The following is a 20,687-nucleotide window of genomic DNA, read 5'->3' on the forward strand; positions in this document are numbered from 1 at the left end:
TCGGCCACCATCCTAGTTACGTACAGCGTACGTAGTGCGCTATGGTCGACCCATGACTTCTACGTACGCTGTACTTAGTGAAGGTCTGGAAAAGCGTTTCGGCGAGGTGCACGCCCTCCAGGGCCTCGACCTCGCCGTCCCGCAGGGCACCGTCTGCGGCCTGCTCGGCCCGAACGGAGCGGGCAAGACGACAGCGGTACGCCTGCTGACGACGCTGCTGCGGCCCGACGCGGGGTCGGCCCGGGTCGCCGGGCACGACCTCGTCCGGGAGGCGGCCGCCGTCCGCGGGGCCATCAGCGTGACCGGGCAGTACGCGTCGGTCGACGGTGACCTCACCGGCCGCCAGAACCTGCGCCTGTTCGCCCGCCTGCACCGGATGCGTGACCCCGGCGAAAGGACCGCGGAGCTGCTGGACCGCTTCGGGCTCACCGAGGCAGCCGACCGGCCGGCGTCCACCTACTCGGGCGGCATGCGGCGCCGCCTCGACCTCGCCGCGAGCCTGATCCGCCGCCCCGAGGTGCTCTTCCTCGACGAGCCCACGACCGGCCTCGACCCGGCCAGCCGCACCGGCATCTGGGACGCTGTCCGCGAGCTCAAGCAGGACGGCACGACGGTCGTGCTGACCACCCAGTACCTGGAGGAGGCCGACCAACTCGCCGACGACATCGCCCTGATGGACCAGGGCAGGGTCGCGCACACCGGCTCACCCCGCCAGCTCAAGGCCCTCATCGGCTCCTACGCCGAGGTGGTCGTCGCGGACCCGGACGTCCTCCCGAAGGCGGCCGGCGTCCTGGACCAACTGACCGGCACCGAGCCGACGTTCGACCACGAACGCGCAGCCGTGGGCGCGGTCACCCGGGACTCCACGCTCACCCTCCCCCGCCTGGTGCGCGAACTCGACGCGGCCGGCGTGCCGTTGCTGGACGCGACCTTGCGTCCCCCGACCCTCGACGAGGTGTTCCTGCGCCTCACCACCGACCAGGAGGTCGCCGCATGAGCACCCTCGCCTTCGACGGCACGGCGATGCTGGGCCGCCAGCTGCTGCGTGTGCGCAACAACCCGGCGCTGGTGATCCTCACCCAGACCATGCCGATCACCATGCTGCTGTTCTTCGGCTACGTCTTCGGCAGCGCCCTCGCTATGCCGGGCGCCGAGTACCGGGCGTTCCTCGTGCCGGGTCTGCTGGTCGCGACCGCCGCCAACGGGATCATGACCGGCATGTTCCAGGCGGCGCAGGACGTCCACCGCGGGGTGACGGACCGGCTGCGCACCCTGCCGGTGAGCCGGGCGGCCGTGCCGCTCGGGCAGGCGGTCGCCGACCTCGTCGTCACGGCGGCCGGGACGGTGCCGTTCCTGCTGGTCGGGCTGGCGGTGGGCTGGCGTGTCGACGGCTCGGCCCTGGCGGCCACCGGTGCCCTCGCCCTGTTGCTGCTGTTCCGGTTCGCCTGCACCTGGATCGGGATCTTCCTCGGGCTGCTGACCAGGAGCGAGGAGGCGGCCGGCCAGCTGGGCAGCGCGACCTTCATGCTGCCGCTGCTGTCCAACGCCTACATCCCCACCGACAACCTTCCTGGCTGGCTGCGCACGCTCGCCGAGTGGAACCCGCTCAGCGCGCTGTCCACCGCCCTGCGGGACCTCTTCGGCAACGCACCCGTGCCCGACGGGGCCGCCTGGCCGGTCGCGCATCCGGTCGCCGGGTCGCTGGCCTGGTGCGCGGTGCTGCTCGCGGTGTTCGCCCCGCTCGCCGTGCGCCGGTACGCGCGGCCATGACAGAACGGGGCGGCGCGGGTCATGATCCACCCCATGGATCTGCTCCCGCCGCCCCTGGAGGGCATCACCGTCGTCGCCGTCGAACAGGCCGTCGCGGCCCCCTTCGCCACCCGGCAGCTCGCCGATCTCGGAGCCCGGGTCATCAAGGTGGAGCGGATCGACGGCGGCGACTTCGCGCGCGGCTACGACACCGCCGCCCGGGGCCTGGCCTCGCACTTCGTGTGGTGCAACCGGGGCAAGGAGTCCGTCGCGCTCGACCTGAAGGACCCGCGGGGCCTGGACGTCGTACGACGGCTGGTCGCCGAGGCGGACGTGTTCGTGCAGAACCTCGCGCAGGGGGCCGCCGCCCGGCTCGGCCTGGACGCGGCCACCCTGTGCGCGGCGCATCCGCGGCTGGTCGCCGTGGACATCTCGGGGTACGGGGCGACGGGTCCGTACGCGGACAAGCGGGCGTACGACATGCTCGTGCAGTGCGAGGCGGGCCTGGTGTCGGTCACCGGGACGCCCGAACAGCCCGTCAAGGCGGGGATCCCGGCGGCCGACATCGCGGCCGCCATGTACGCCTTCTCGGGGGTGCTGGCGGCGCTGGTGCGGCGGGGGACGACCGGGCGGGGCGGCCCGGTGGAGGTGTCGATGCTGGACGCGCTGGCGGAGTGGATGGGGCATCCGCTGCACCACGCGATGCACGGCGGGACCGCGCCGGCCCGCACGGGCCTGGCGCACGCGGTGATCGCGCCGTACGACGCCTACGCGACCGCGGACGGCGGGCGGGTGCTGCTGTCGGTGCAGAACGACCGGGAGTGGCGGCGGCTGGCGGAACAGGTCGTCGGACGGCCCGAGTTGGGGACGGATCCGGCATACGCGACGAACGCGGCGCGGGTGGCCAACCGGGAGCGTACGGACGCGTATGTGGCCGAGGCGCTGGGCGCGCTGGGCACCGAGGAGGCGCTGGCCCGGCTGGAGAGCGCGGGGCTCGCCTGCGCGCGCCTGCGGGACGTGCACGAGGTGGCGGAGCATCCGCAGCTGGCGGCCCGGGAGCGGTGGCGGGAGGTGGGGACGCCGGTCGGGCCGCTGCGGGCGCTCCTGCCGCCGATCACTCTGCCGGGCGGGGAGGAGGCGCGTATGGGGGACGTGCCCGCGCTCGGGGAACACACCGAGGCATTGCTGCGCGCCGTGGGGATGACGGACGACGAGGTCGCAGCACTGCGCCGGGACGGTGTGGTCGCCTGAGCGCGGACCTCTAGTTCCCGCCGAACAGCGAGCGGCGCAGCCGACGCAGGGGTGCGAAGAGGGAGACGCGGCGGACCCGCGCGCCCCTGTCACTGCGCCGCTGTGTGGTGTCACGAGCGGTGAGCTCACGCATCAGTGAGGTCGCCTCGGCCGTCTCCCGCTGTGGCACGGCGGGACCCGCCAGTACCGAGAGATGGCGGTCGAGGCGCGAACTGGTCGCGCTGCTTCCGCAGGTGATTGCAGGGACCCTCGCCCTGCGCGCTGTTATCTGTTCCATGTCACTCCCCACCCGTACGAGTCCACCCGGCCCGGGCAGGTTAACCCTATCGCCCCGCTCGGGCACTCGTGTATCCCGGTCACAGGATTCACCTTCCCCACAAGGAGGTTGACGATTACTCTCCGAATCCGACAGTTTTCAGGGCGAGTTGGACAATTGGCTGAGTAGTGGGCTGCGCTGATCCCCCGTCGGGCTCGACGGTTACGGCGAGTGATGTCGCGGCGGTGTCGAGACCGGTCGCGACCAGGGGCGTGTCGCCGTCGAACAGCCCGAGGGAGCGTGGTTGCACGTCGGGGCGCATGAGCCACAACTGGTGCACCTGCCCGCTCGGCAGGTCGTCGTATCCGCTCAGGGTCACCACCGCTTCCTTCCCCGACGCGGAGGCGATCACTCCGATATTTCTGCCCTCGGTGTCCTTGCCGGTCGTCGCGCGGGCGTCCGGAGCCGCCAGAACGTGGGCGATCTCACGTGACTGGGTCCGCTCGGCGTCCAACTGGTCCTGGGCGCGGTTGGCCTGGACGGCGAAGAGCGAGGCGACGACGAGGGCCGCGGCGGCCGTGGCGGTGGCGAACGGCACGAACAGGGGGCGGCGCGCGCGGGGCGCACGGGCGCGCCCCGGCGGCGGCTGGGTACCCCACACGTGCGGGGGCAGTTGAGGAGCGTGCTCCCGCACCGGCGCCCGCTCCTGCGGAGTGGCCCGTGCGGCGGCCAGGACCCGGTCGCGCATCGCGGCCGGCGCCGGGGCGGCCGTCGACCAGGCCAGCCGGACGGCGTCCTCGGACAGGGCCCGCACCTCGGCGGCGCAGCGGTCGCAGCCCTTGAGGTGCTTCTCGAAGCGGCGCCGTTCCTCGGGGTCGAGGGCGTCCAGGGCGTAGGGGGCGGCGAACGAGTGCGGGTCGTCGCGGCCGAAGAGGCGGTCGAACAGACTCATGCGGCACCTCCCAGGCATTCGCGCAGCCGCGTGAGCCCGTCGCGCATCCGCGTCTTGACGGTGCCCAGCGGCAGCGAGAGTCGCTCGGCCACTTCACGGTACGTGTAGCCGTCGTAGTAGGCGAGGGTGACGGACTGGCGTTGCAGGGTGGTGAGGCGGTCCAGGCAGCGGCGCACGTACTCGCGCTCCAAGCCGGCCTCGACCTCTTCGGACACCTGGTCGAAGGCGGGGTGGTGGGCGCGCTGGGCCTCACGCTGCTCGCGTTCGCCGGCCGCGCGGGCGCTGCGCACCCGGTCGACGGCGCGGCGGTGGGCGAGGGTGAGGATCCAGGACAGGGCGCTACCGCGGCCGGGGTCGAAGCGGGCGGCGGAGCGCCAGAGTTCGAGCAGCACCTCCTGCGACACCTCCTCCGACTGCGCCGGATCCCTCACGACTCGCCTGACGAGTCCGAACACCGGTCCTGACACCAGTCCGTACAGCTCCTCGAACGCCCGTTGGTCGCCACCTGCCACGAGCACCAGCAGCTCGTCCGCCTCCACGCGGTCCCCCTCTCTGCGGCCGCACCCGCCCCGTCCTCCCGTCACACCAGGCATTCGCAACGAACACACCTCCGGACGGGGTTACGGATCAGCGTGCCCCAAACGCGGGTGGAGGAAAGAAAAAAAGTTTTTCGGCTCGGACCAATCCGATTGGCCTTCCGCTGCGTATCACTGTCCGTCAGGCAAGTTGGCACTGAGGACGGACGGCATGACACCTACTTCCAAGCGCGGCGCGGGACGCCGGAGCGTCGCAACTCTCATCTCCGGTGCGCTGGCCGCCGGAGGCATCGCGGCCGCCGGCGTCTCCGCGCTGGAACCGCAGGCGGCCTCCGCCTCCAGCCACCGCGAGGCACCGCTGATTTCGGGGACCCCGCAGTACGACAACACGGACGTGTACGCGTTCGTGAGCCCGGACAAGCCGGACTCGACGACGATCGTCGCGAACTGGATCCCCTTCGAGGAGCCGGCCGGCGGCCCGAACTTCTTCCCGTTCGCCGAGGACGCCCAGTACGACATCCACATCGACAACAACGGTGACGCCAAGGGCGACCTGCTGTTCCGGTACACGTTCAAGACGCACGTCAAGAACAAGAAGACCTTCCTGTACAACACGGGCGCGGTCGAGAGCCTGGACGACCCCGACCTGAACGTGACGCAGACGTACGACCTCGAGCTGATCAAGTTGAAGAAGGGGTACGAGGTCTCGAAGACGAGGGTCGCCTCCGACGTCCCCGTGGCGCCGTCGAACGTCGGCAAGGCGTCGATGCCGGACTACAAGAAGCTGCGCGACCAGGCGATCTACAAGCTGCACAACGGCACGCAGACCTTCGCCGGGCAGGCCGACGACCCGTTCTTCCTGGACCTGCGCGTCTTCGACCTGCTGTACGGCGGGAACCTGTCCGAGGTCGGCAACGACACGCTCAAGGGCTACAACGTCAACTCGATCGCGCTCCAGGTGCCGACCGAGCTGATCGCCGAGTCGATGCACCAGCCGATCGTGGGCATCTGGTCGACGACGCAGCGCCAGAACGCGCGCGGTGAGTACAAGCAGGTCTCGCGCCTGGGCAGCCCGCTGGTCAACGAGGTCGTCAACCCCATCAAGGACAAGGACAAGTTCAACGCGTCCGAGCCCAAGGACGACGGCCAGTTCCTGAAGAACGTCACCAACCCCGAGCTGCCGAAGCTCATCGAGGCGATCTACAAGATCAAGGCGCCCGCCGAGCCGCGCAACGACCTCGTCGACGTGTTCCTGAAGGGCGTGAAGGGCCTCAACCAGCCTCCGTACGTGACTCCGTCGGAGCAGCTGCGGCTGAACACCTCGATCAAGCCGAGTGCCGACCCCAAGCGGCTCGGTGTGCTGGACGGCGACAACGCGGGCTTCCCGAACGGGCGTCGGCTGACCGACGACGTGATCGACGCCTCGCTCCAGGTCGTCGAGGGTGAACTGCTGGGCGCGAAGAACGACCTGGGCGACGCGGTCGACAAGAACGACAAGGAATTCGAGAAGTCCTTCCCGTACGTCGCGCTGCCGACGGAGGGTTCGCGCGGTGCGGTCGCCAAGGGCGAGGCCGAAACCCGCAGCCAGCTCGGCGACGCGCTGACCCCGGCCGGCGAGGACACCACGCTGATCGCCGCCTCGGCGGGCGTCGGCGCGGCCGGGGTCCTGCTGATCGGCGGTGGCCTCATGTGGTGGCGTCGCCGGAACAGCGCCTACTAGAGCCGGGCTCGGAACCCGGCCCCCTGAGCCGGCTCCGCACGCCCATCGACTGGCGCGGCCCGCACATCCAATCCCCCACGGTGCGGGCCGCGCCGCAATCCCCCCACACAGCAACCCAGCTCGTTGATCCACCCCAGGCGACCGAGGAGAGGGCATGCCCCCGCGCACCAACGACGACACGCCGGAGAAGGCCGACGGCACACAGCCGGCTGCCACGGAGAGCGTCGACATGCCGTCCCCGGAGAACGCCGACGAACACCGCACCGAAGAGCCCACCGCCCACCCCGACGAACGCGTCGCCGCCGTGCGCCGGGTTGCCGCGGCCGGGCGGCGTTGGCGGCATGCTCAGCTGCTCGGGTGTGCGGCGCTGCTGGCCGTGGCGCTCACCGGGGGAGCCATCGCGGTCGGTGCGGCGCGGGACGGTGGGGGTGCTGTGCCCGTGTCCGCTGCCGGAGCCGTCTCGCCCGCGTTGCTGGGCAGCGGGGACCTGGACGCGAGCATCACCGCGCTGCAGAAGCATCTCAAGGGCCAGCCGCGCGACTTCGGCGGCTGGGCCACCCTCGGTCTCGCGTACGTCGAGCAGGCCCGCACCAAGGGCGACCCCTCGCGCTACCCGCAGGCGGAGAAGGCGCTGAAGCAGTCCCTGGAGCTGCGGTCCGACAACGACCAGGCCCTGGCCGGGCGCGCCGCGCTCGCCGCCGCCCGCCACGACTTCGACGGCGCCCTGAAGTACGCCGATGAGGCCCTGAAGCAGAACCCCTACAGCGAACGCGCCCTGTCCTCCCGTGTCGACGCCCTCGTCGAACTCGGCCGCTACGCCGACGCCGCGAAGGCCGCCGACACGGCCGACGAACGGCGCCCCGGCGTCCCGGTCTTCACCCGGTACGCGTACGTGCGCGAACTGCGCGGCGACGTGAAGACGGCCCAGCGGGTCCTGGAGCGGGCGCTCTCCAGCTCCACGACCCCGGGCGACATCGCCTACGTCGCCTCGCAGCTCGGCCAGCTCGCCTGGAACCAGGGCGACTACGACACGGCCCTCACCCACTTCGCGCGGGCTCTCGCCGCCGACGAGAACTACCTCCCCGCCCTCGAGGGCCGCGCCCGTGCGCAGGCCGCGAGCGGCGACCGTGCGGGGGCGATCAAGGGCATGGAGCAGGTCGTCTCCCGCTTCCCGCTCCCCGGCCCCCTCGTCGTCCTCGGCGAGCTCTACGAGGAGCGGGGCGCCGCCGGCGACCAGGCCAAGGCCCGCGACCAGTACACCCTCGTCGACGCCTGGACGGCCCTCGCCCGCGCCAACGGCGTCAACGCCGACCTCGACACCGCGCTCGCCGCCGCCGACCACGGCGACAAGGCGGTGGCGCTGCGCGCGGCCCGCGCCGACTGGGCCCGCCGCCACACCGTGCACACGGCGGACGCCCTCGCCTGGGCCCTGCACGTCAACGGCAAGGACGAGGAAGCCCTCCCCTATGCCCGGCAGGCCACGGCCACCGGCTACCGCAACGCCGCGTTCCTCTACCACCGCGGCATCATCGAACGCGCCACGGGTCACACCGAGGACGCCCGCACCCACCTCAAGGCGGCCCTGAAGCTGAACCCCGGCTTCTCGCCCCTGGGTGCCCGCGACGCCCGCGGCGCGCTGAAGACGCTGGAGGCGGACAAGTGAGCCCCCGTCGTCTGTTCGCCTCCTGCGCGGCCGTCCTGACGGCCGGGTGCGCGCTCGTGCTCGTCCCTTCCACGACCGCGAGCGCGCACCCCTTGGGCAACTTCACCGTCAACCGCTACGACGGACTCGTCGCCGCCCCCGGACAGCTGCGCGTCGACCACGTCGAGGACCTCGCCGAGATCCCCGCCACCCAGGCCCAGCCGGACATCAAGCGGCTCGGCATGACCGAGTGGGCGAAGCAGCGGTGCGCGAGCGCCGCCGAGGGCAGCAAGGTCACCGTCGACGGCCGTCCCGTCGCCCTCACCGCCGCGAGCAGCAAGGCACAGGTGCGTCCGGGCCAGGCCGGCCTGGACACCCTGCGCGTGGAGTGCCGGATGACGGCCCCGCTGCCCGAGGACGACACCGTCGCCCTCGGCTTCCACGGCGCGGGCGCGTCCTCGGGGCCGGGCTGGCGGGAGATCACCGCGCGCGGCGACCGGATGACGCTCACCGCGTCGGACGTACCGGAGAAGTCGGTCTCGCGCGAACTCACCTCCTACCCGGAGGAGTTGCTCTCCTCCCCCGCCGACACCGCGTCCGCGTCCCTGCGCCTGCGCTCCGGCGGCCCGGCCCTCGCCCAGGAGGACGGGGAGGCACCCGCCGCCTCCGTCCTGCCGCGCGGCGCCGACCGCTGGACCCGCGCCCTCGACGACCTGGTCTCCCGGCAGCACCTCACCGTCGGCTTCGCCGCCCTGGCCCTCCTCATCGCGATCGGCCTGGGCGCGCTGCATGCGCTGGCCCCGGGCCACGGCAAGACCATCATGGCCGCGACGGCGGCCGCCCGCGGCGGCCGGGCCCGCCTCAAGGACGTCCTGCCGATGGCCGCGTCGGTGACGGTCACCCACACCCTCGGCGTGGTCGCCCTCGGCCTCCTGGTGACGGCCGGTTCGGCGGCCGCCCCGTCGGTCATCGCCTGGCTGGGCCTCGCGAGCGGCGCCCTTGTCCTCGTGGCGGGCGCGACCCTCGTACGCCGGGCCTGGCGCAACCGCAGCCACGGACATGGGCACGGGCACGGGCACACGCACGGACCCGACGGGCACGGGCACACACACGACCACGGTCACGACCATTCCCATGGGCACAGCCACGGTCACGACCACCCCCACCCGCACGACCACAGCCACGACCACACCCACGCCCACAAGCCCGCCGACACCCCCGAACGCGACCTGGTCCTCGTCGGCTCCCACCCCCAGCCCACCCCCGCACCCGGCCTCGCGGAAGCCCCCGACCACGAGCACCACCACGATCACGACCACAGCCACGATCACGACCACAGCCACGACCCCCACACCATCGAGCACAGCCACGGCGGCTTCACCCACACCCACGCCACCGCCCCCACCCTCCGCGGCACGATCCTCCTCGGCTTCGCCGGTGGGCTCGTGCCCAGCCCCTCCGCCGTGGTCGTGCTCGTCGGTGCCGCCGCGCTGGGCAAGGCGTGGTTCGGGCTGCTGCTCGTCCTCGCGTACGGCGTCGGTCTCGCCCTCACCCTCACCGCGGCCGGAGTCGCCGTGGTGAAGCTGGGAACCGGGATGAACCGCCTGCTGGACCGGGGCTCGCGCTGGACCGCCGGCCGGACGGTGACGCTGCTGCGCACGGCCACCCCCCTGGTGTCCGCGCTGGTCGTCGTGGCACTCGGGGTCGGATTGGTGCTCAAGGGGGCGGCATCCGTACTCGGCTGAGCTACTTTTGTGGAGGTATTCGCCGGGATGCGAGCCGTTATGCGAATGGGGGACGCCGGTGTCCGAAGAACCGGGCAGTGAACGTCTGATCGCGGGCCGCTACCGCCTCCTCGCCCCGCTCGGCGAGGGCGGCATGGGGACGGTGTGGCGGGCCCACGACGAGGTGCTGCACCGCGAGGTCGCCGTCAAGGAGGTCCGGGCCCCGGCGGGGCTGCCGACCTCGGACGTCGAGCGGCTGTACGCCCGCCTGGAGCGCGAGGCGTGGGCCGCGGCCCGGGTCGCCAACCGCAACGTGGTGACGGTGTACGACGTGGCCATGCAGGACGGCCGCCCGTGGATCGTCATGGAGCTGGTCCGCGGCATCTCGCTGGCCGACCAGCTGGACGCCGAGGGCCCGCTCAGCCCGGAGCGCGCCGCGTACGTCGGCGCCGAGGTGCTGGCCGCGCTGCGCACCGCACACGAGGCCGGGGTGCTGCACCGGGACGTGAAACCGGCCAACGTGCTGATCTCGAACGACGGCCGGGTGGTGCTCACCGACTTCGGTATCGCGACGGTCGAGGGCACCTCCGCGTTGACCATGACCGGGGAGGTCATCGGCTCCCCCGAGTTCCTCGCCCCGGAGCGGGCGCTGGGTCGCACGCCGGGTCCCGAGTCGGACCTGTGGTCGCTCGGCGTGCTGTTGTACGCGACGGTCGAGGGCAACTCCCCGTTCCGGCACGACACCCCGCTCAGCACGCTGCGCGCGATCGTCGACGAGGAGTTGCCGCCGCCGCGCCTTGCGGGCCCGCTGGCCCCCGTCATCGAGGGGCTGCTGCGCAAGGATCCGGCCGAGCGCCTGCCCGCCGACCGGGCGGAACAGGAGCTGCGCGTGGTCGCCGCGGGCGGGCAGCCGCGTGCGGACACGGCCCGGACGGTGCCGGCGTACGCGCCCACGATCGCGGGCCCCTCCACCACACGGCAGGGACCGCCGACGCCACCCCGGCCGGTCCCCGCGGTCCCGCCGGACCGGCCGGACCGCAACCGCCGCTCCGCCGTCGTGCTGGTCGCCGGGGTGGCCGCCCTGGCGCTGGCGATCGCGGGGCTGACGTACGCGCTGCTGAACCACGACGGCGACGGCGACAAGCGCGAGGCCAACACCAACAGCCAGAGCGGCGGGGTCGTCTCGCCCACCCCGAGCCCGGAGAAGAGCACGGCGGACACGGAGAAGCCCAGTCCCACCCCCAGCCCGACCAGGAGCAGCGACTCACCGGCGCCGCAGAGCGTGAAGGTGAGCCTCGCCGGAACGCGTACGGACTACTCGGGCACCTGTCCGCCCCCGAGCAGTGAGGCGCCGTCGTTCACGGCCACCTTCACGGTCGGCCGGCTGCCCGCGGAGGTCGACTACCGCTGGGTGACGAAGGACGGCGAGGTCTCCGACCCGGGGTGGAAGACGCTGTCGTTCCCCTCGGGCGGCGGGACGTCGCAGCAGGACACGGTGATCGTGACGCCGTACGTCGAGAGCGGGACGTACCGCAACGAGATCAGTGTCGAGGTGCGCAGTCCGGTGCACACGACGTCCTCGTCGGTGCCGTTCTCGGTCACCTGCGAGACGGAGACCCCGACGGACGGGGCCTCCCCCTCGACGTCGCCCTCTGAGTGACGGTCAGGCGGCGTTGGTCAGGACCGGCAGGTAGCCGCCCGACTGCCCGGCGGCGGTCGGGTGGTAGGACTCACCGATGTTGAGCCAGCTGACGCTGTGCAGCCAGGAGCTGCCCGAGCAGATCTCGTGCCCGGTGAAGGTGGTGCGCACGTCGCCGAAGGTGAAGCCGTGGTCGGCGGCGCGCTTGGCGACGGCGGTGTCGAGGAGATCGGCCGCGTCGTTGATGGCCTTGCGCTTGGTTTCGGACAGACCGAGGCAGGTGGTGCCGAGCTTGTAGAAGCGGGGGTAGCCGATGACGACCACCTCGGCGTTGGGGGCTTTGGCGCTGATCGCGGAGTAGACCTTGTCGAGTTTGCCGGGCAGCGTCGAATCGACGTACGCCCGGGCGGTGTTGATGCGGGAGATACAGGCGCTGTCGGACTGCAGGACGCAGGTCGTCATGACGTCGGCGAAGCCGGCGTCGTTGCCGCCGATGGTGACGGAGACGAGGCCGGTGGTGGAGTTGAGCCCGCCGAGCTGACTCGCCAGAACATCATCCGTTCGGGCGCCCGAGCATGCGGCGAACGTGAACGACGAGGGTGAGTGGGCGGCGTTCCAGAGGTAGGGGTACGCCTTCGTGCTGCGCTTGCAGTCGCCGCTCGAGCTGATGTAGCTGCCGGCGCCGACTCCCGAGGAGTATGAGTCGCCGAGCGCCACATAGCCACCGGATACGGCGAGTTGGGATGCCTGCGCCGAGGCCGCCCCGGTGAGGGCGGTGCCGGCGGCGAGGAGGATCGAGCCCAGGAACAGGGCAAGTCGGGAACGTCTCATGGAACCTCCCTTAGCAGGATCTCTGCCACAACTTTCGTAGCAACTACGCGTGTTGACGGGAAGTGTCCATGCCAAAACTTTCAGTATGAACCGATGACCGGCAGCGGGACTGCCCACCCCGGGGCGTCTTGACGCCCGCCGCGGGGCTGCGCGACATTGAAGCCCGGCATCCGGCGCTTCAGGGGGCAAAGTCGCCCATGCAGACCATACGGCTCAAGACAGGTTCAACAGCTCCGACAGACGGTGCCGCGAGGGCGCGACCAGGGCCGGGGAGGGACCTGTCGCCGCTGCTCGCGGGTGCCGCGACGGCCGTGGGGGTGGTCGGCGCGATCCTCGCGCTCACCGGCTCGGACTCTCCCCTGCGCGGCCCCTTCACCCTGTTCTTCCTGCTCGCCGCCCCGGCGGCCGCCCTTGCCGCCGCCCTGTCCGGGCTGGATCCGTTCGGCCGTCTGCTCGCCGCCGTTGCGGGCGCGGTCGTCGTCAACATGCTGGTGGCCCAGGGCATGCTGGCCGTGCACCGGTGGTCGGTACACGGCGGGATCGCGGCGGTGACCTCGATCAGCGCGCTCACTCTCCTGCTGGTTCTGGTGCGGCGGCTGCGCGGCCGTACGGTGAGAAGACAGGGCTCCTGACGTGGACATCAGCGTGTACCGCGCCGGCGAACTGGGCGCCGCGGACCGGGCGGCGTGGACGGCCATGCAGTCCAAGGCCCATCTGCACGGCTCGCCCGAGCTGGCGAACCCCTTCCTGTCCCCCGAGTTCACGCTCGCGGTGGGGCGCTGCAGACGCGGCGTGCGCATAGCGGTGGTCCGTGAGGACGGCGAACCCGCGGCGTTCTTCCCGTTCCAGCGATCCGCCGCCGGGGTCGGCCGGGCCGTCGGCCTCGGCGTCTCGGACGCGCAGGGCCTGGTGCACCGGCCCGGATTCACCTGGGACGCCAGGGAACTGCTGCGGGCCTGCGGGCTCGCCGTATGGGAGTTCGATCACCTGACGGAGGGCCAGGAGCCGTTCGAGGCGGGGGCCTCCGGCACCTTCCCGTCCCCGGTCATGGACGTCGACCGGGGCTACGAGGCGTATCTGAGCCAACTGCGCGGCCGGTCACCGAAGTTCACCCGCTCGACGCTCGCCAAGGAGCGCAAGCTGGGCCGGGACGCCGACGGCGTGCGCTACGTCCATGACGAGCGCGATCCGGCCGCCCTGGGCACCCTGATGGACTGGAAGTCCGCGCAGTACCGCCGGACGGGGCGCAGCGACCGCTTCGCCCACGAGTGGATCACCCGGCTGGTGCAGCAGCTCTTCCACACCCGCTCCGAGCCGTTCGCCGGGATCCTGTCGGTGCTGTACGCGGACGGCCGGCCGGTCGCGGCCCACTTCGGACTGCGCACGGAGCGGGTGCTCGCCTGCTGGTTCCCGGCGTACGACCCGGCGTACTCGAAGTACTCGCCGGGGCTGGTCCTGCATCTGCGCATGGCCGAGGCGGCCGCCGCCGACGGCATCGCGTACCTGGATCTCGGCCGGGGCCAGAAGGAGTACAAGGACTCCCTGAAGACACGCGAGATTTCCGTGTCCGAGGGGTGGGTGACGCGGCGTCACCCGGTCGCGCTGGGACACCGGGCACGCCGTGCCCCGGTCCGGGCGCTGCGCAACACGGTGCTGTCCCGTCCGGAGCTGTTCGAGCCGGCGGACAGAATGCTCAAAAGGCTCGGAAAGATCCGTTCTCGGAACTGATCGACAAGTCAACCAAATCATGCAAAACCGTGAGGCCTGGTTCCAGGTCTTGCTATAAAGGTTAAATCAGTACCATCGCACATCTCACCCGCATCGGACGGTCATCACCACGGCTCAGGGGAGGGAAACCAAGGGCCGCGATGGCTTCTTCGGCGCGGGGCGCGGTAGGGGGGTGCCGTGCTCGGTGACCGCACATGGTGACCGGGCCGTGCCGCGCGACCGGCTGCCGTTTTTCAGGGGCCGGTTAGCTTTGCCACCCCTTTCGAACCGGACACAGAACCGGACCGCCCGGGGGCGGGCGGTCCACCGGACGAGAGGGACCAGACTCATGAGCTCCGTTCTGCACCCGGCCGGTCCCGGCCGGGATCCCATGGCCGCCGGTCAGTACCGGCCCATCTCCTCGCACCTGGCCATCACTCCGCCGGTGAGCGTGGTGATCCCGGCCATGAACGAGGCGGAGAACCTTCCGTACGTCTTCAAGACCCTTCCGGACTGGATACACGAAGTGGTCCTGGTGGACGGCAACTCCACCGACGGCACCGTCGAGGTGGCGCGTGAGCTGTGGCCCGGCGTCAAGGTGGTCGGGCAGCTCGGCAAGGGCAAGGGGGATGCCCTGATCACCGGGTTCGAGGCGTGCAGCGGCGACATCATCGTGATGGTCGACGCGGACGGCTCGGCCGACGGCAACGAGATCGTGTCGTACGTCTGTGCCCTCGTCTCGGGCGCGGACTTCGCCAAGGGCTCCCGCTTCGCCAACGGCGGCGGCACCGACGACATGACCTTCATCCGCAAGCTGGGCAACCGCGCCCTGTGCGCGGTCGTCAACCGCAAGTTCGGCGCCCGTTACACCGACCTCTGCTACGGCTACAACGCGTTCTGGCGGCACTGCCTCGACAAGATCGACCTGGACTGCACCGGCTTCGAGGTCGAGACCCTGATGAACATCAGGGTGGTCAAGGCCGGGCTGAAGGTGCAGGAGATCCCCAGCCACGAGTACCTGCGCATCCACGGCGCCAGCAACCTGCGGGCGGTGCGGGACGGCCTGCGGGTGCTCAGGGTGATCCTCGCGGAGCGCTCGAACCGGCGGGCCCTGCGCCGACAGGCCCGCCAGGCGCGGATGCTCGACTCGGTCCGGGGAGAGCTGTCTTGAGCGATCCCGACATCTCCGTCGTGATCTGCGTCTACACCGAGGGCCGCTGGGAGGACATCCTCGCGGCGGTCTCCTCGGTGCGGGCGCAATCGCATCCCGCGCTGGAGACATTCCTTGTCGTCGACCACAACGCGGCGCTCCTGGACCGGCTGGCGATGGAGTACAAGGAGGCCGGCCAGGTGCGGGTGCTCGCCAACGCGGGCCCCCGCGGCCTGTCCGCCGGCCGCAACACCGGCATCGCGGCCGCGCGCGGTGACGTCGTCGCGTTCCTCGACGACGACGCCGTCGCCGAACGGGACTGGCTGCGCCACTTCGCCGAGGGCTACGCCGACCCGCGCGTCATGGCGGTCGGCGGCCGTACGGTGCCGATCTGGGCGTCGGGCCGCCGGCCCGCCTGGTTTCCGGAGGAGTTCGACTGGGTCGTCGGCTGCACCTACCGGGGCCTGCCCCCGGGCCGGGTCCGGGTCCGCAACGTCCTGGGCGGCAACGCCTCGTTCCGGCGTACTGCGTTCGACGCGGCGGGCGGCTTCGCCACCGGGATCGGCCGTGACGGCGACAAACGGCCGCTGGGCTGCGAGGAGACGGAGCTGTGCATCCGCCTCACCCGCGCCCGGCCCGACGCGGTCCTGCTGATCGACGACCGCGCGGTGATCCACCACCGGGTGCCCGAGGCGCGCGAGCACTTCGGGTACTTCCGCACCCGCGCCTACGCCGAGGGACTGTCCAAGGCGCTGGTGGCCCGCAGCGTCGGCGCCGACAAGGGCCTGGAGTCCGAGCGTCGGTACACCACCCGCGTACTGCCGGCCGGGGTGGCGCGCGGACTGCGGGACGCGCTGCTCGCGCGGCCGGGGGGCGCACAGCGGGCCGCTGCCATCGTCACCGGGGTGCTCACCGCGGCCGGTGGGTACGTCGTGGGAAGTGTCCGGGCCCGCCGGGGCGGGGCCACGTTCTCCGTGGCGCGGATCGAGGGGGAAGCGGTCGCGGACCAGGGGAGAGCCGAGCGAGGGGGACGCACATGACTGACGCGCGGGTGCCGATTCTGATGTACCACTCCGTCGCCGCCGACCCGAACGACGCCACCCGCGTCCTGTCGGTCGCGCCGGAGGCGTTCGCCGAGCAGATGGCGCTCATCGGCGATCTGGGGCTCACCCCGCTGACCACGGCGGACCTGGCCGCACGCTGGCGCTCCGGGCGGCCGCTGCCCGCGCGCCCGGTGCTGATCACCTTCGACGACGGCTACCAGGGCGTGCACCGGCACGCCCTGCCCGTCCTCGCCGAGCACGGCTTCCCGGCCACCCTGTACGTCTCGACCGGCTGGCTGCGGGGCGAGCACGACATGGGCGGCGGCCTGGACACCATGCTCGACTGGGACCAGGTGCGCGACCTCGCGGGCGCCGGCGTCGAGATCGGCGGGCACAGCCACACCCACCCACAGCTCGACCAGCTCGGAGACGAGACCCTGGGCGCCGAGCTGACCCGCTGCCGGGACCTCGTCGCCGACGAACTGGGCGCCCTGCCCGTGTCGTTCGCCTACCCCTACGGCTACTCCAGCCGCCGGGTGCGGCGGGCGGTGCGCGCGCAGGGGTTCGCCCAGGCGCTCGCCGTCGGCAACGACCTCGCGCGGCGCCGCCAGGGACCGTACGCCCTGCGCCGGGTGACGGTGCGCCGCACCACCGGAACGCAGGAGTTCGAGCGGCTGGTCGAAGGCCGTTCGATCGCCCGCGCCTTCGCCCGGGACCGTGCCCTCACCCAGGGGTACGCCGTGGTCCGCAGAGCCCGCCAGATCCGCCGGAAGGCCGACCGATCCCGTGTCTGACACGACGACCACGCCCCAGGCGCCGACCGTGACCGAGGCGCCCGAGCAGCGGCCGGGACGCCGGCTGCGCCTGCCCGGCCGGGGGAAGTCCCCGGACGGCGGCAACCAGTTGTTCCGCAACGCCTACGCCCTGATGCTCAACACCGGCATCTCGGCGGTCCTGGGTCTGGGCTTCTGGCTGGCCGCCGCCCGCTACTACTCCGAGTCGGCGGTCGGCCAGGGCTCCGCCGCGATCGCCGCGATGAAGCTCCTCGCGGGCCTGACCGCGGTGACCCTGACCGGCGCGCTGGCCCGCTTCATCCCCATCGCGGGGCGGGCCACCGGACGCCTGATCTACCGGACGTACGCCGGGAGTTCACTGGTGGTGGCGCTGGCGGCGGCGGGCTTCCTGCTGACGCTGGACGCCTGGGGGCCGTCGTACCGCTTCCTGCACGGGCCGGTCAACGGGCTCGGCTTCATCCTCGCGATCGTCGCCTGGAACCTGCTCACCCTCCAGGACGGTGTGCTGACCGGGCTGCGCAGCGCGCTGTGGGTGCCGGTCGGCAACACCGTGTTCTCCGCGGTGAAGCTGGCGCTGCTGGTCGCCTTCGCGGTGGCGATCCCCACGACCGGCGTCTTCGTGTCGTGGGTCGCGGCGATCGCCTTCTCCGTGGTGCCGCTGGGCTGGTTGGTCTTCCGGCGCCTGGCGCCCCGGCACGTCGAGGCGACCGAGGGTCATGCCGAGCCGCCGTCCCTGAAGGAGATCGGCCGGTTCCTCGCGGGCGACTACACCGGCTCGCTGTTCTCGCTCGCGGTGGTCTACCTGGTCCCGGTGATCGTGGCCGCGCAGGTCAGCTCCGAGGACAACGCGTACTTCTACATCACGACCACCATCGGCGGCACGGTCAATCTGCTCGCCATCAACATGGGCGCCTCCCTCACCGTCGAGGGCTCGCACGACCCGGGACGGCTGGCCGCCAACACCCGGGCGGCCCTCAGACGCATGGCGCGGATCATGCTGCCGGTCGCCGGGGTGCTGTTCGTCGGGGCGCCGTGGATCCTCGGTGTGTTCGGCGCGGGCTACGCCGACGCGGCCACCCCGCTGCTGCGCTGGTTCGCGGTCGGCGCGGTGCTGCGGGTCGTCATGGAGACGTACTTCGCGGTGCTGCGCGCCCAGAGCCGCACCGCCGGACTCGCCTGGCTCCAGGGCCTGTTGTGCGTGCTGGTGCTCGGCCTGACGCTGCTGCTGCTCCCCCGGACGGGTCTGACGGGTGCGGGCGTCGCCGAGATCTCCTCGCTCGCGGTGATCGTCGCGCTCGCCGCACCCAAGCTGTACCGGACCGTCCGGGCCGCACCGGCCGTCCCCGAGGACGCGCCGCCCGACGGTGACCTCGCCGACCTGGGGGCACGCGAGGTCCCCACGGGCCGGTCCGCCTGGACGCCCGACGGCGACACCCTCGCCCTGGGCGTCCACGTCGACTTCGAGCACCTGGAACGACGCCCCGACGTGCGTCCCGGCCCGGGCACCCCGCCCACCGGCGTGCCCGTGGTGCCCACCTGGGCACGCAAGGCCGAGCAGGGGCGGGCCCAGGAGGAGGTGGACGCGCCGTTCGAGGGTGAGCGGGAGGTCGTACGGGAAGAGGTACAGGTGTCCGAGGAGCCGCCGCTCTCCTCGCGTGAGCGTCTGCTGCCCACCCGGCTCGGCGTGGTTCTCGGCTGTCTGCTGGCCGCCGGACTGTTGCTGTACTGGGTGCCGGCACTGCGTCTGAGTGAGGCCGACCTGGACGGGATGGGCGGGCTGGGCCTGATCTCGGTGCTGCCGCTGCCCACGCTGGTCGGGGCGGCACTCCTGGTCGTGGTGTTCGCCTCGCTGCTGTGGCTGCGCCGGGAGCACCGGGCGCTGCTGCTGCTCACGCTGCTCACGACCGTGGTGTCGCTGCACGCGCTGCCCGCCGTCATCGAGACCGAGCCGCGCTTCGCGACCGCCTGGCAGCATCTCGGGTTCCTCGACTACATCGACCGGACCGGGTCCGCCGTACCGGACCTGGACGCCCGCTGGAGCTGGCCGGGCTTCTTCGCGGCGGCCGCGTTCGTGCTGAAGGCGTGCGGGGTCACCGACCTCACCGAGGTGATCCGGTGGTGGCCACTGACCATCCAGTTGCTGTATCTCGCCCCGATGTTCCTCCTGGTGCGCTCGATGCGGGCGAGCTGGCGGGCGAAGTGGACCGGCATCTGGGTGTTCGTGCTCAGCGGCTGGGTCGGCCAGGACTACTTCTCCCCGCAGGGCTTCACCTACCTGCTCTACCTGGCGTTCGTCGCGATCCTGCTCGTCTGGTTCCGCGCGCCGGGCGTGATCTGGACGAAGCGGCGGCCCGGCGAGGTCGAGGCCGAGCCGACGGACCGGCGTCAGAAGGCCGTGCTGCTCGGCGTGGTGATCGGCCTGTTCGCGGCGAGCGTCCCGGCCCACCAGCTGACCCCGTTCGTGATGCTGGGTGTGCTGGCGGTCCTCGTCCTGGTCGGCCGGTCCGAACTGCGCGGCCTGCCCATGCTGTTCGGGGTGCTGGTCGCGGCGTGGGTGGGCTTCATGGCCGAGCCGTACTGGTCAGGGCACTTCGACGAGCTCTTCGGCGGGGTCGGCGGGGTCGGCGGCAATGTGTCGTCGTCGGTGTCCGGGCGTATCGAGGGCGGCAGTTCCACCCACAAGCTGGTGCTGTACACGCGCGTGCTGCTGGCCGGCGGTGTGATGGCCTTCGCCTGCTGGGGCTGGTGGCGCCGCCGCTTCCACAGCTACCGCGAGCGGTCGCTGCTCGTACTGACCTTCGTCCCGTTCCTGGGCTTCGGCATGCAGTCGTACGGCGGCGAGATGGCCCTGCGCGTCTTCATGTTCGCCCTGCCCGGCGCGGCCCTGCTCGCCGCCCTCGCGCTCTTCCCGCGCACCGGTGTCACCGCCGAGGAACGCGACAAGGACCGGGTGAGCCTCGCCCCGCTGGCCGCCCTCATGGCCGGTCTGATCCTCATGGGCGGCTTCCTGGTCGCCCGCTGGGGCAACGAGCCCTTCGAGCGGATCCGGCCCGGCGAGGTCGCGGCCATGGAGTACGTGTACGCCCACGACGACCCGACCGTGCGCCTGCTGTGGCTGAGCAACGACACGGTGAACAACGTGACGCCGGCGATGCCGTGGGGCGCGAAGGACATGGAGAAGGTGCAGTACGTGCCCACGCTCGCCCCCAGCGACCCGGTGCTGGTGTCGGGCCTGGTCAAGGCGCTCAAGGACGCCGGGCCGAACTCGTACCTGATGGTCAACCGCAGCCAGGTCACCTACCTCCAGCTGGACGTGGGCTACTCGCAGACCTGGGAGCCGCGCCTGGTGCGGAACCTGGACAAGCGGCAGGAGCTGAAGAAGGTTCTCGTCAACGACGACGTGACCATGTACGCGTTGAGGAAGCGGCCCGAGGGAAAGGTCGCGAAGGCCGACCCCGGCCCGATCGGACCGCAGGTCACGTGGACGCCCTGGTCGGTCGTCGGGGCGCTCGCCGCATGCGCGCTGATCGTGCTGCTGACGGCGCGTGAGGTGGTCCGGGTGGCGGCGCGGCCGGGCGTCAGGCAACTGCGCCGGCTGCAGAGCAGCTTCTGGTTCTCACTGCCGCTGCTGGCGGTGCTGTCGGCCTCGCTGGTGCAGCGGTTCCTGACGATGAAGTAGCCGGGTGGCTCACC

Annotated in this window: 17 protein-coding genes; 13 read left to right on the top strand and 4 right to left on the bottom strand. The window is 71.8% G+C overall.

Annotated features, from left to right (window positions below):
- Positions 1-52: 52 nt before the first annotated feature.
- Genes ACFYWX_RS41780 through ACFYWX_RS41790 form a run of 3 tightly spaced genes read left to right on the top strand, consistent with a single transcriptional unit; the run spans position 53 to position 3,000 of the window.
- On the top strand, positions 53-997 hold the full coding sequence (locus tag ACFYWX_RS41780; protein WP_389430442.1) for an ATP-binding cassette domain-containing protein: 945 nt from the start codon (positions 53-55) through the stop codon (positions 995-997).
- Positions 994-1,770 carry an ABC transporter permease gene (locus ACFYWX_RS41785; protein WP_389430443.1) on the top strand — a complete coding sequence of 259 codons (777 nt, stop codon included), beginning with the start codon at positions 994-996 and terminating at the stop codon, positions 1,768-1,770. The genes ACFYWX_RS41780 and ACFYWX_RS41785 overlap by 4 nt, the downstream gene beginning before the upstream one ends.
- A gap of 33 nt (positions 1,771-1,803) precedes the next feature.
- On the top strand, positions 1,804-3,000 hold the full coding sequence (locus tag ACFYWX_RS41790; RefSeq protein ID WP_389430444.1) for a CaiB/BaiF CoA transferase family protein: 1,197 nt from the start codon (positions 1,804-1,806) through the stop codon (positions 2,998-3,000).
- A 10-nt stretch (positions 3,001-3,010) separates the two neighbouring features.
- Here ACFYWX_RS41790 and ACFYWX_RS41795 read toward each other — a convergent pair whose 3' ends face one another.
- The 3 genes from ACFYWX_RS41795 to ACFYWX_RS41805 form a co-directional block, all read right to left on the bottom strand.
- Positions 3,011-3,277, bottom strand: coding sequence for a hypothetical protein (locus tag ACFYWX_RS41795; protein ID WP_133929279.1), 267 nt, complete (start codon positions 3,275-3,277; stop codon positions 3,011-3,013).
- A 115-nt stretch (positions 3,278-3,392) separates the two neighbouring features.
- Complete coding sequence (locus ACFYWX_RS41800; protein WP_389430446.1) at positions 3,393-4,208, bottom strand: anti-sigma factor domain-containing protein; 816 nt, start codon at positions 4,206-4,208, stop codon at positions 3,393-3,395.
- Positions 4,205-4,747: a sigma-70 family RNA polymerase sigma factor gene (locus tag ACFYWX_RS41805; protein ID WP_389430447.1), complete on the bottom strand. Its 543-nt coding sequence runs from the start codon at positions 4,745-4,747 to the stop codon at positions 4,205-4,207. The genes ACFYWX_RS41800 and ACFYWX_RS41805 overlap by 4 nt, the downstream gene beginning before the upstream one ends.
- Before the next feature lie 208 nt (positions 4,748-4,955).
- Between ACFYWX_RS41805 and ACFYWX_RS41810 the strand changes: the two genes are divergently transcribed.
- From ACFYWX_RS41810 to ACFYWX_RS41825, 4 genes are all read left to right on the top strand, one after another.
- The gene (locus tag ACFYWX_RS41810) at positions 4,956-6,464 is read left to right on the top strand and encodes a DUF4331 domain-containing protein (protein ID WP_389430449.1); all 1,509 of its coding nucleotides are present in this window, start codon (positions 4,956-4,958) and stop codon (positions 6,462-6,464) included.
- Between the two features lie 154 nt (positions 6,465-6,618).
- Positions 6,619-8,127 (top strand): tetratricopeptide repeat protein, encoded by a 1,509-nt coding sequence (locus ACFYWX_RS41815; protein ID WP_389430451.1) that lies wholly within the window; start codon positions 6,619-6,621, stop codon positions 8,125-8,127.
- Positions 8,124-9,851: a nickel transporter gene (locus ACFYWX_RS41820; protein WP_389430453.1), complete on the top strand. Its 1,728-nt coding sequence runs from the start codon at positions 8,124-8,126 to the stop codon at positions 9,849-9,851. Before ACFYWX_RS41815 ends, ACFYWX_RS41820 begins: the two co-directional genes overlap by 4 nt.
- 58 nt (positions 9,852-9,909) lie before the next feature.
- Complete coding sequence (locus ACFYWX_RS41825; protein WP_389430455.1) at positions 9,910-11,490, top strand: protein kinase; 1,581 nt, start codon at positions 9,910-9,912, stop codon at positions 11,488-11,490.
- Between the two features lie 3 nt (positions 11,491-11,493).
- Here ACFYWX_RS41825 and ACFYWX_RS41830 read toward each other — a convergent pair whose 3' ends face one another.
- The gene (locus tag ACFYWX_RS41830) at positions 11,494-12,300 is read right to left on the bottom strand and encodes an SGNH/GDSL hydrolase family protein (RefSeq protein ID WP_389430457.1); all 807 of its coding nucleotides are present in this window, start codon (positions 12,298-12,300) and stop codon (positions 11,494-11,496) included.
- A 197-nt stretch (positions 12,301-12,497) separates the two neighbouring features.
- On the opposite strand from ACFYWX_RS41830, the gene ACFYWX_RS41835 reads away from it, so the two are divergent.
- From ACFYWX_RS41835 to ACFYWX_RS41860, 6 genes are all read left to right on the top strand, one after another.
- Positions 12,498-12,932, top strand: a complete 435-nt coding sequence (locus tag ACFYWX_RS41835) for a hypothetical protein (protein ID WP_389430459.1) — start codon at positions 12,498-12,500, stop codon at positions 12,930-12,932.
- Position 12,933: 1 nt separating this feature from the next.
- Positions 12,934-14,028 carry a GNAT family N-acetyltransferase gene (locus ACFYWX_RS41840; protein WP_389430461.1) on the top strand — a complete coding sequence of 365 codons (1,095 nt, stop codon included), beginning with the start codon at positions 12,934-12,936 and terminating at the stop codon, positions 14,026-14,028.
- A 328-nt stretch (positions 14,029-14,356) separates the two neighbouring features.
- Complete coding sequence (locus ACFYWX_RS41845; protein WP_389430462.1) at positions 14,357-15,178, top strand: glycosyltransferase family 2 protein; 822 nt, start codon at positions 14,357-14,359, stop codon at positions 15,176-15,178.
- Complete coding sequence (locus ACFYWX_RS41850) at positions 15,175-16,197, top strand: glycosyltransferase family 2 protein (protein WP_389430463.1); 1,023 nt, start codon at positions 15,175-15,177, stop codon at positions 16,195-16,197. The genes ACFYWX_RS41845 and ACFYWX_RS41850 overlap by 4 nt, the downstream gene beginning before the upstream one ends.
- Complete coding sequence (locus ACFYWX_RS41855) at positions 16,194-16,994, top strand: polysaccharide deacetylase family protein (RefSeq protein ID WP_389430465.1); 801 nt, start codon at positions 16,194-16,196, stop codon at positions 16,992-16,994. The genes ACFYWX_RS41850 and ACFYWX_RS41855 overlap by 4 nt, the downstream gene beginning before the upstream one ends.
- Positions 16,987-20,673: a lipopolysaccharide biosynthesis protein gene (locus tag ACFYWX_RS41860; protein WP_389430467.1), complete on the top strand. Its 3,687-nt coding sequence runs from the start codon at positions 16,987-16,989 to the stop codon at positions 20,671-20,673. Before ACFYWX_RS41855 ends, ACFYWX_RS41860 begins: the two co-directional genes overlap by 8 nt.
- Positions 20,674-20,687: the final 14 nt, after the last annotated feature.

Source organism: Streptomyces sp. NPDC002888 (assembly GCF_042888465.1).
Lineage (GTDB): Bacteria > Actinomycetota > Actinomycetes > Streptomycetales > Streptomycetaceae > Streptomyces.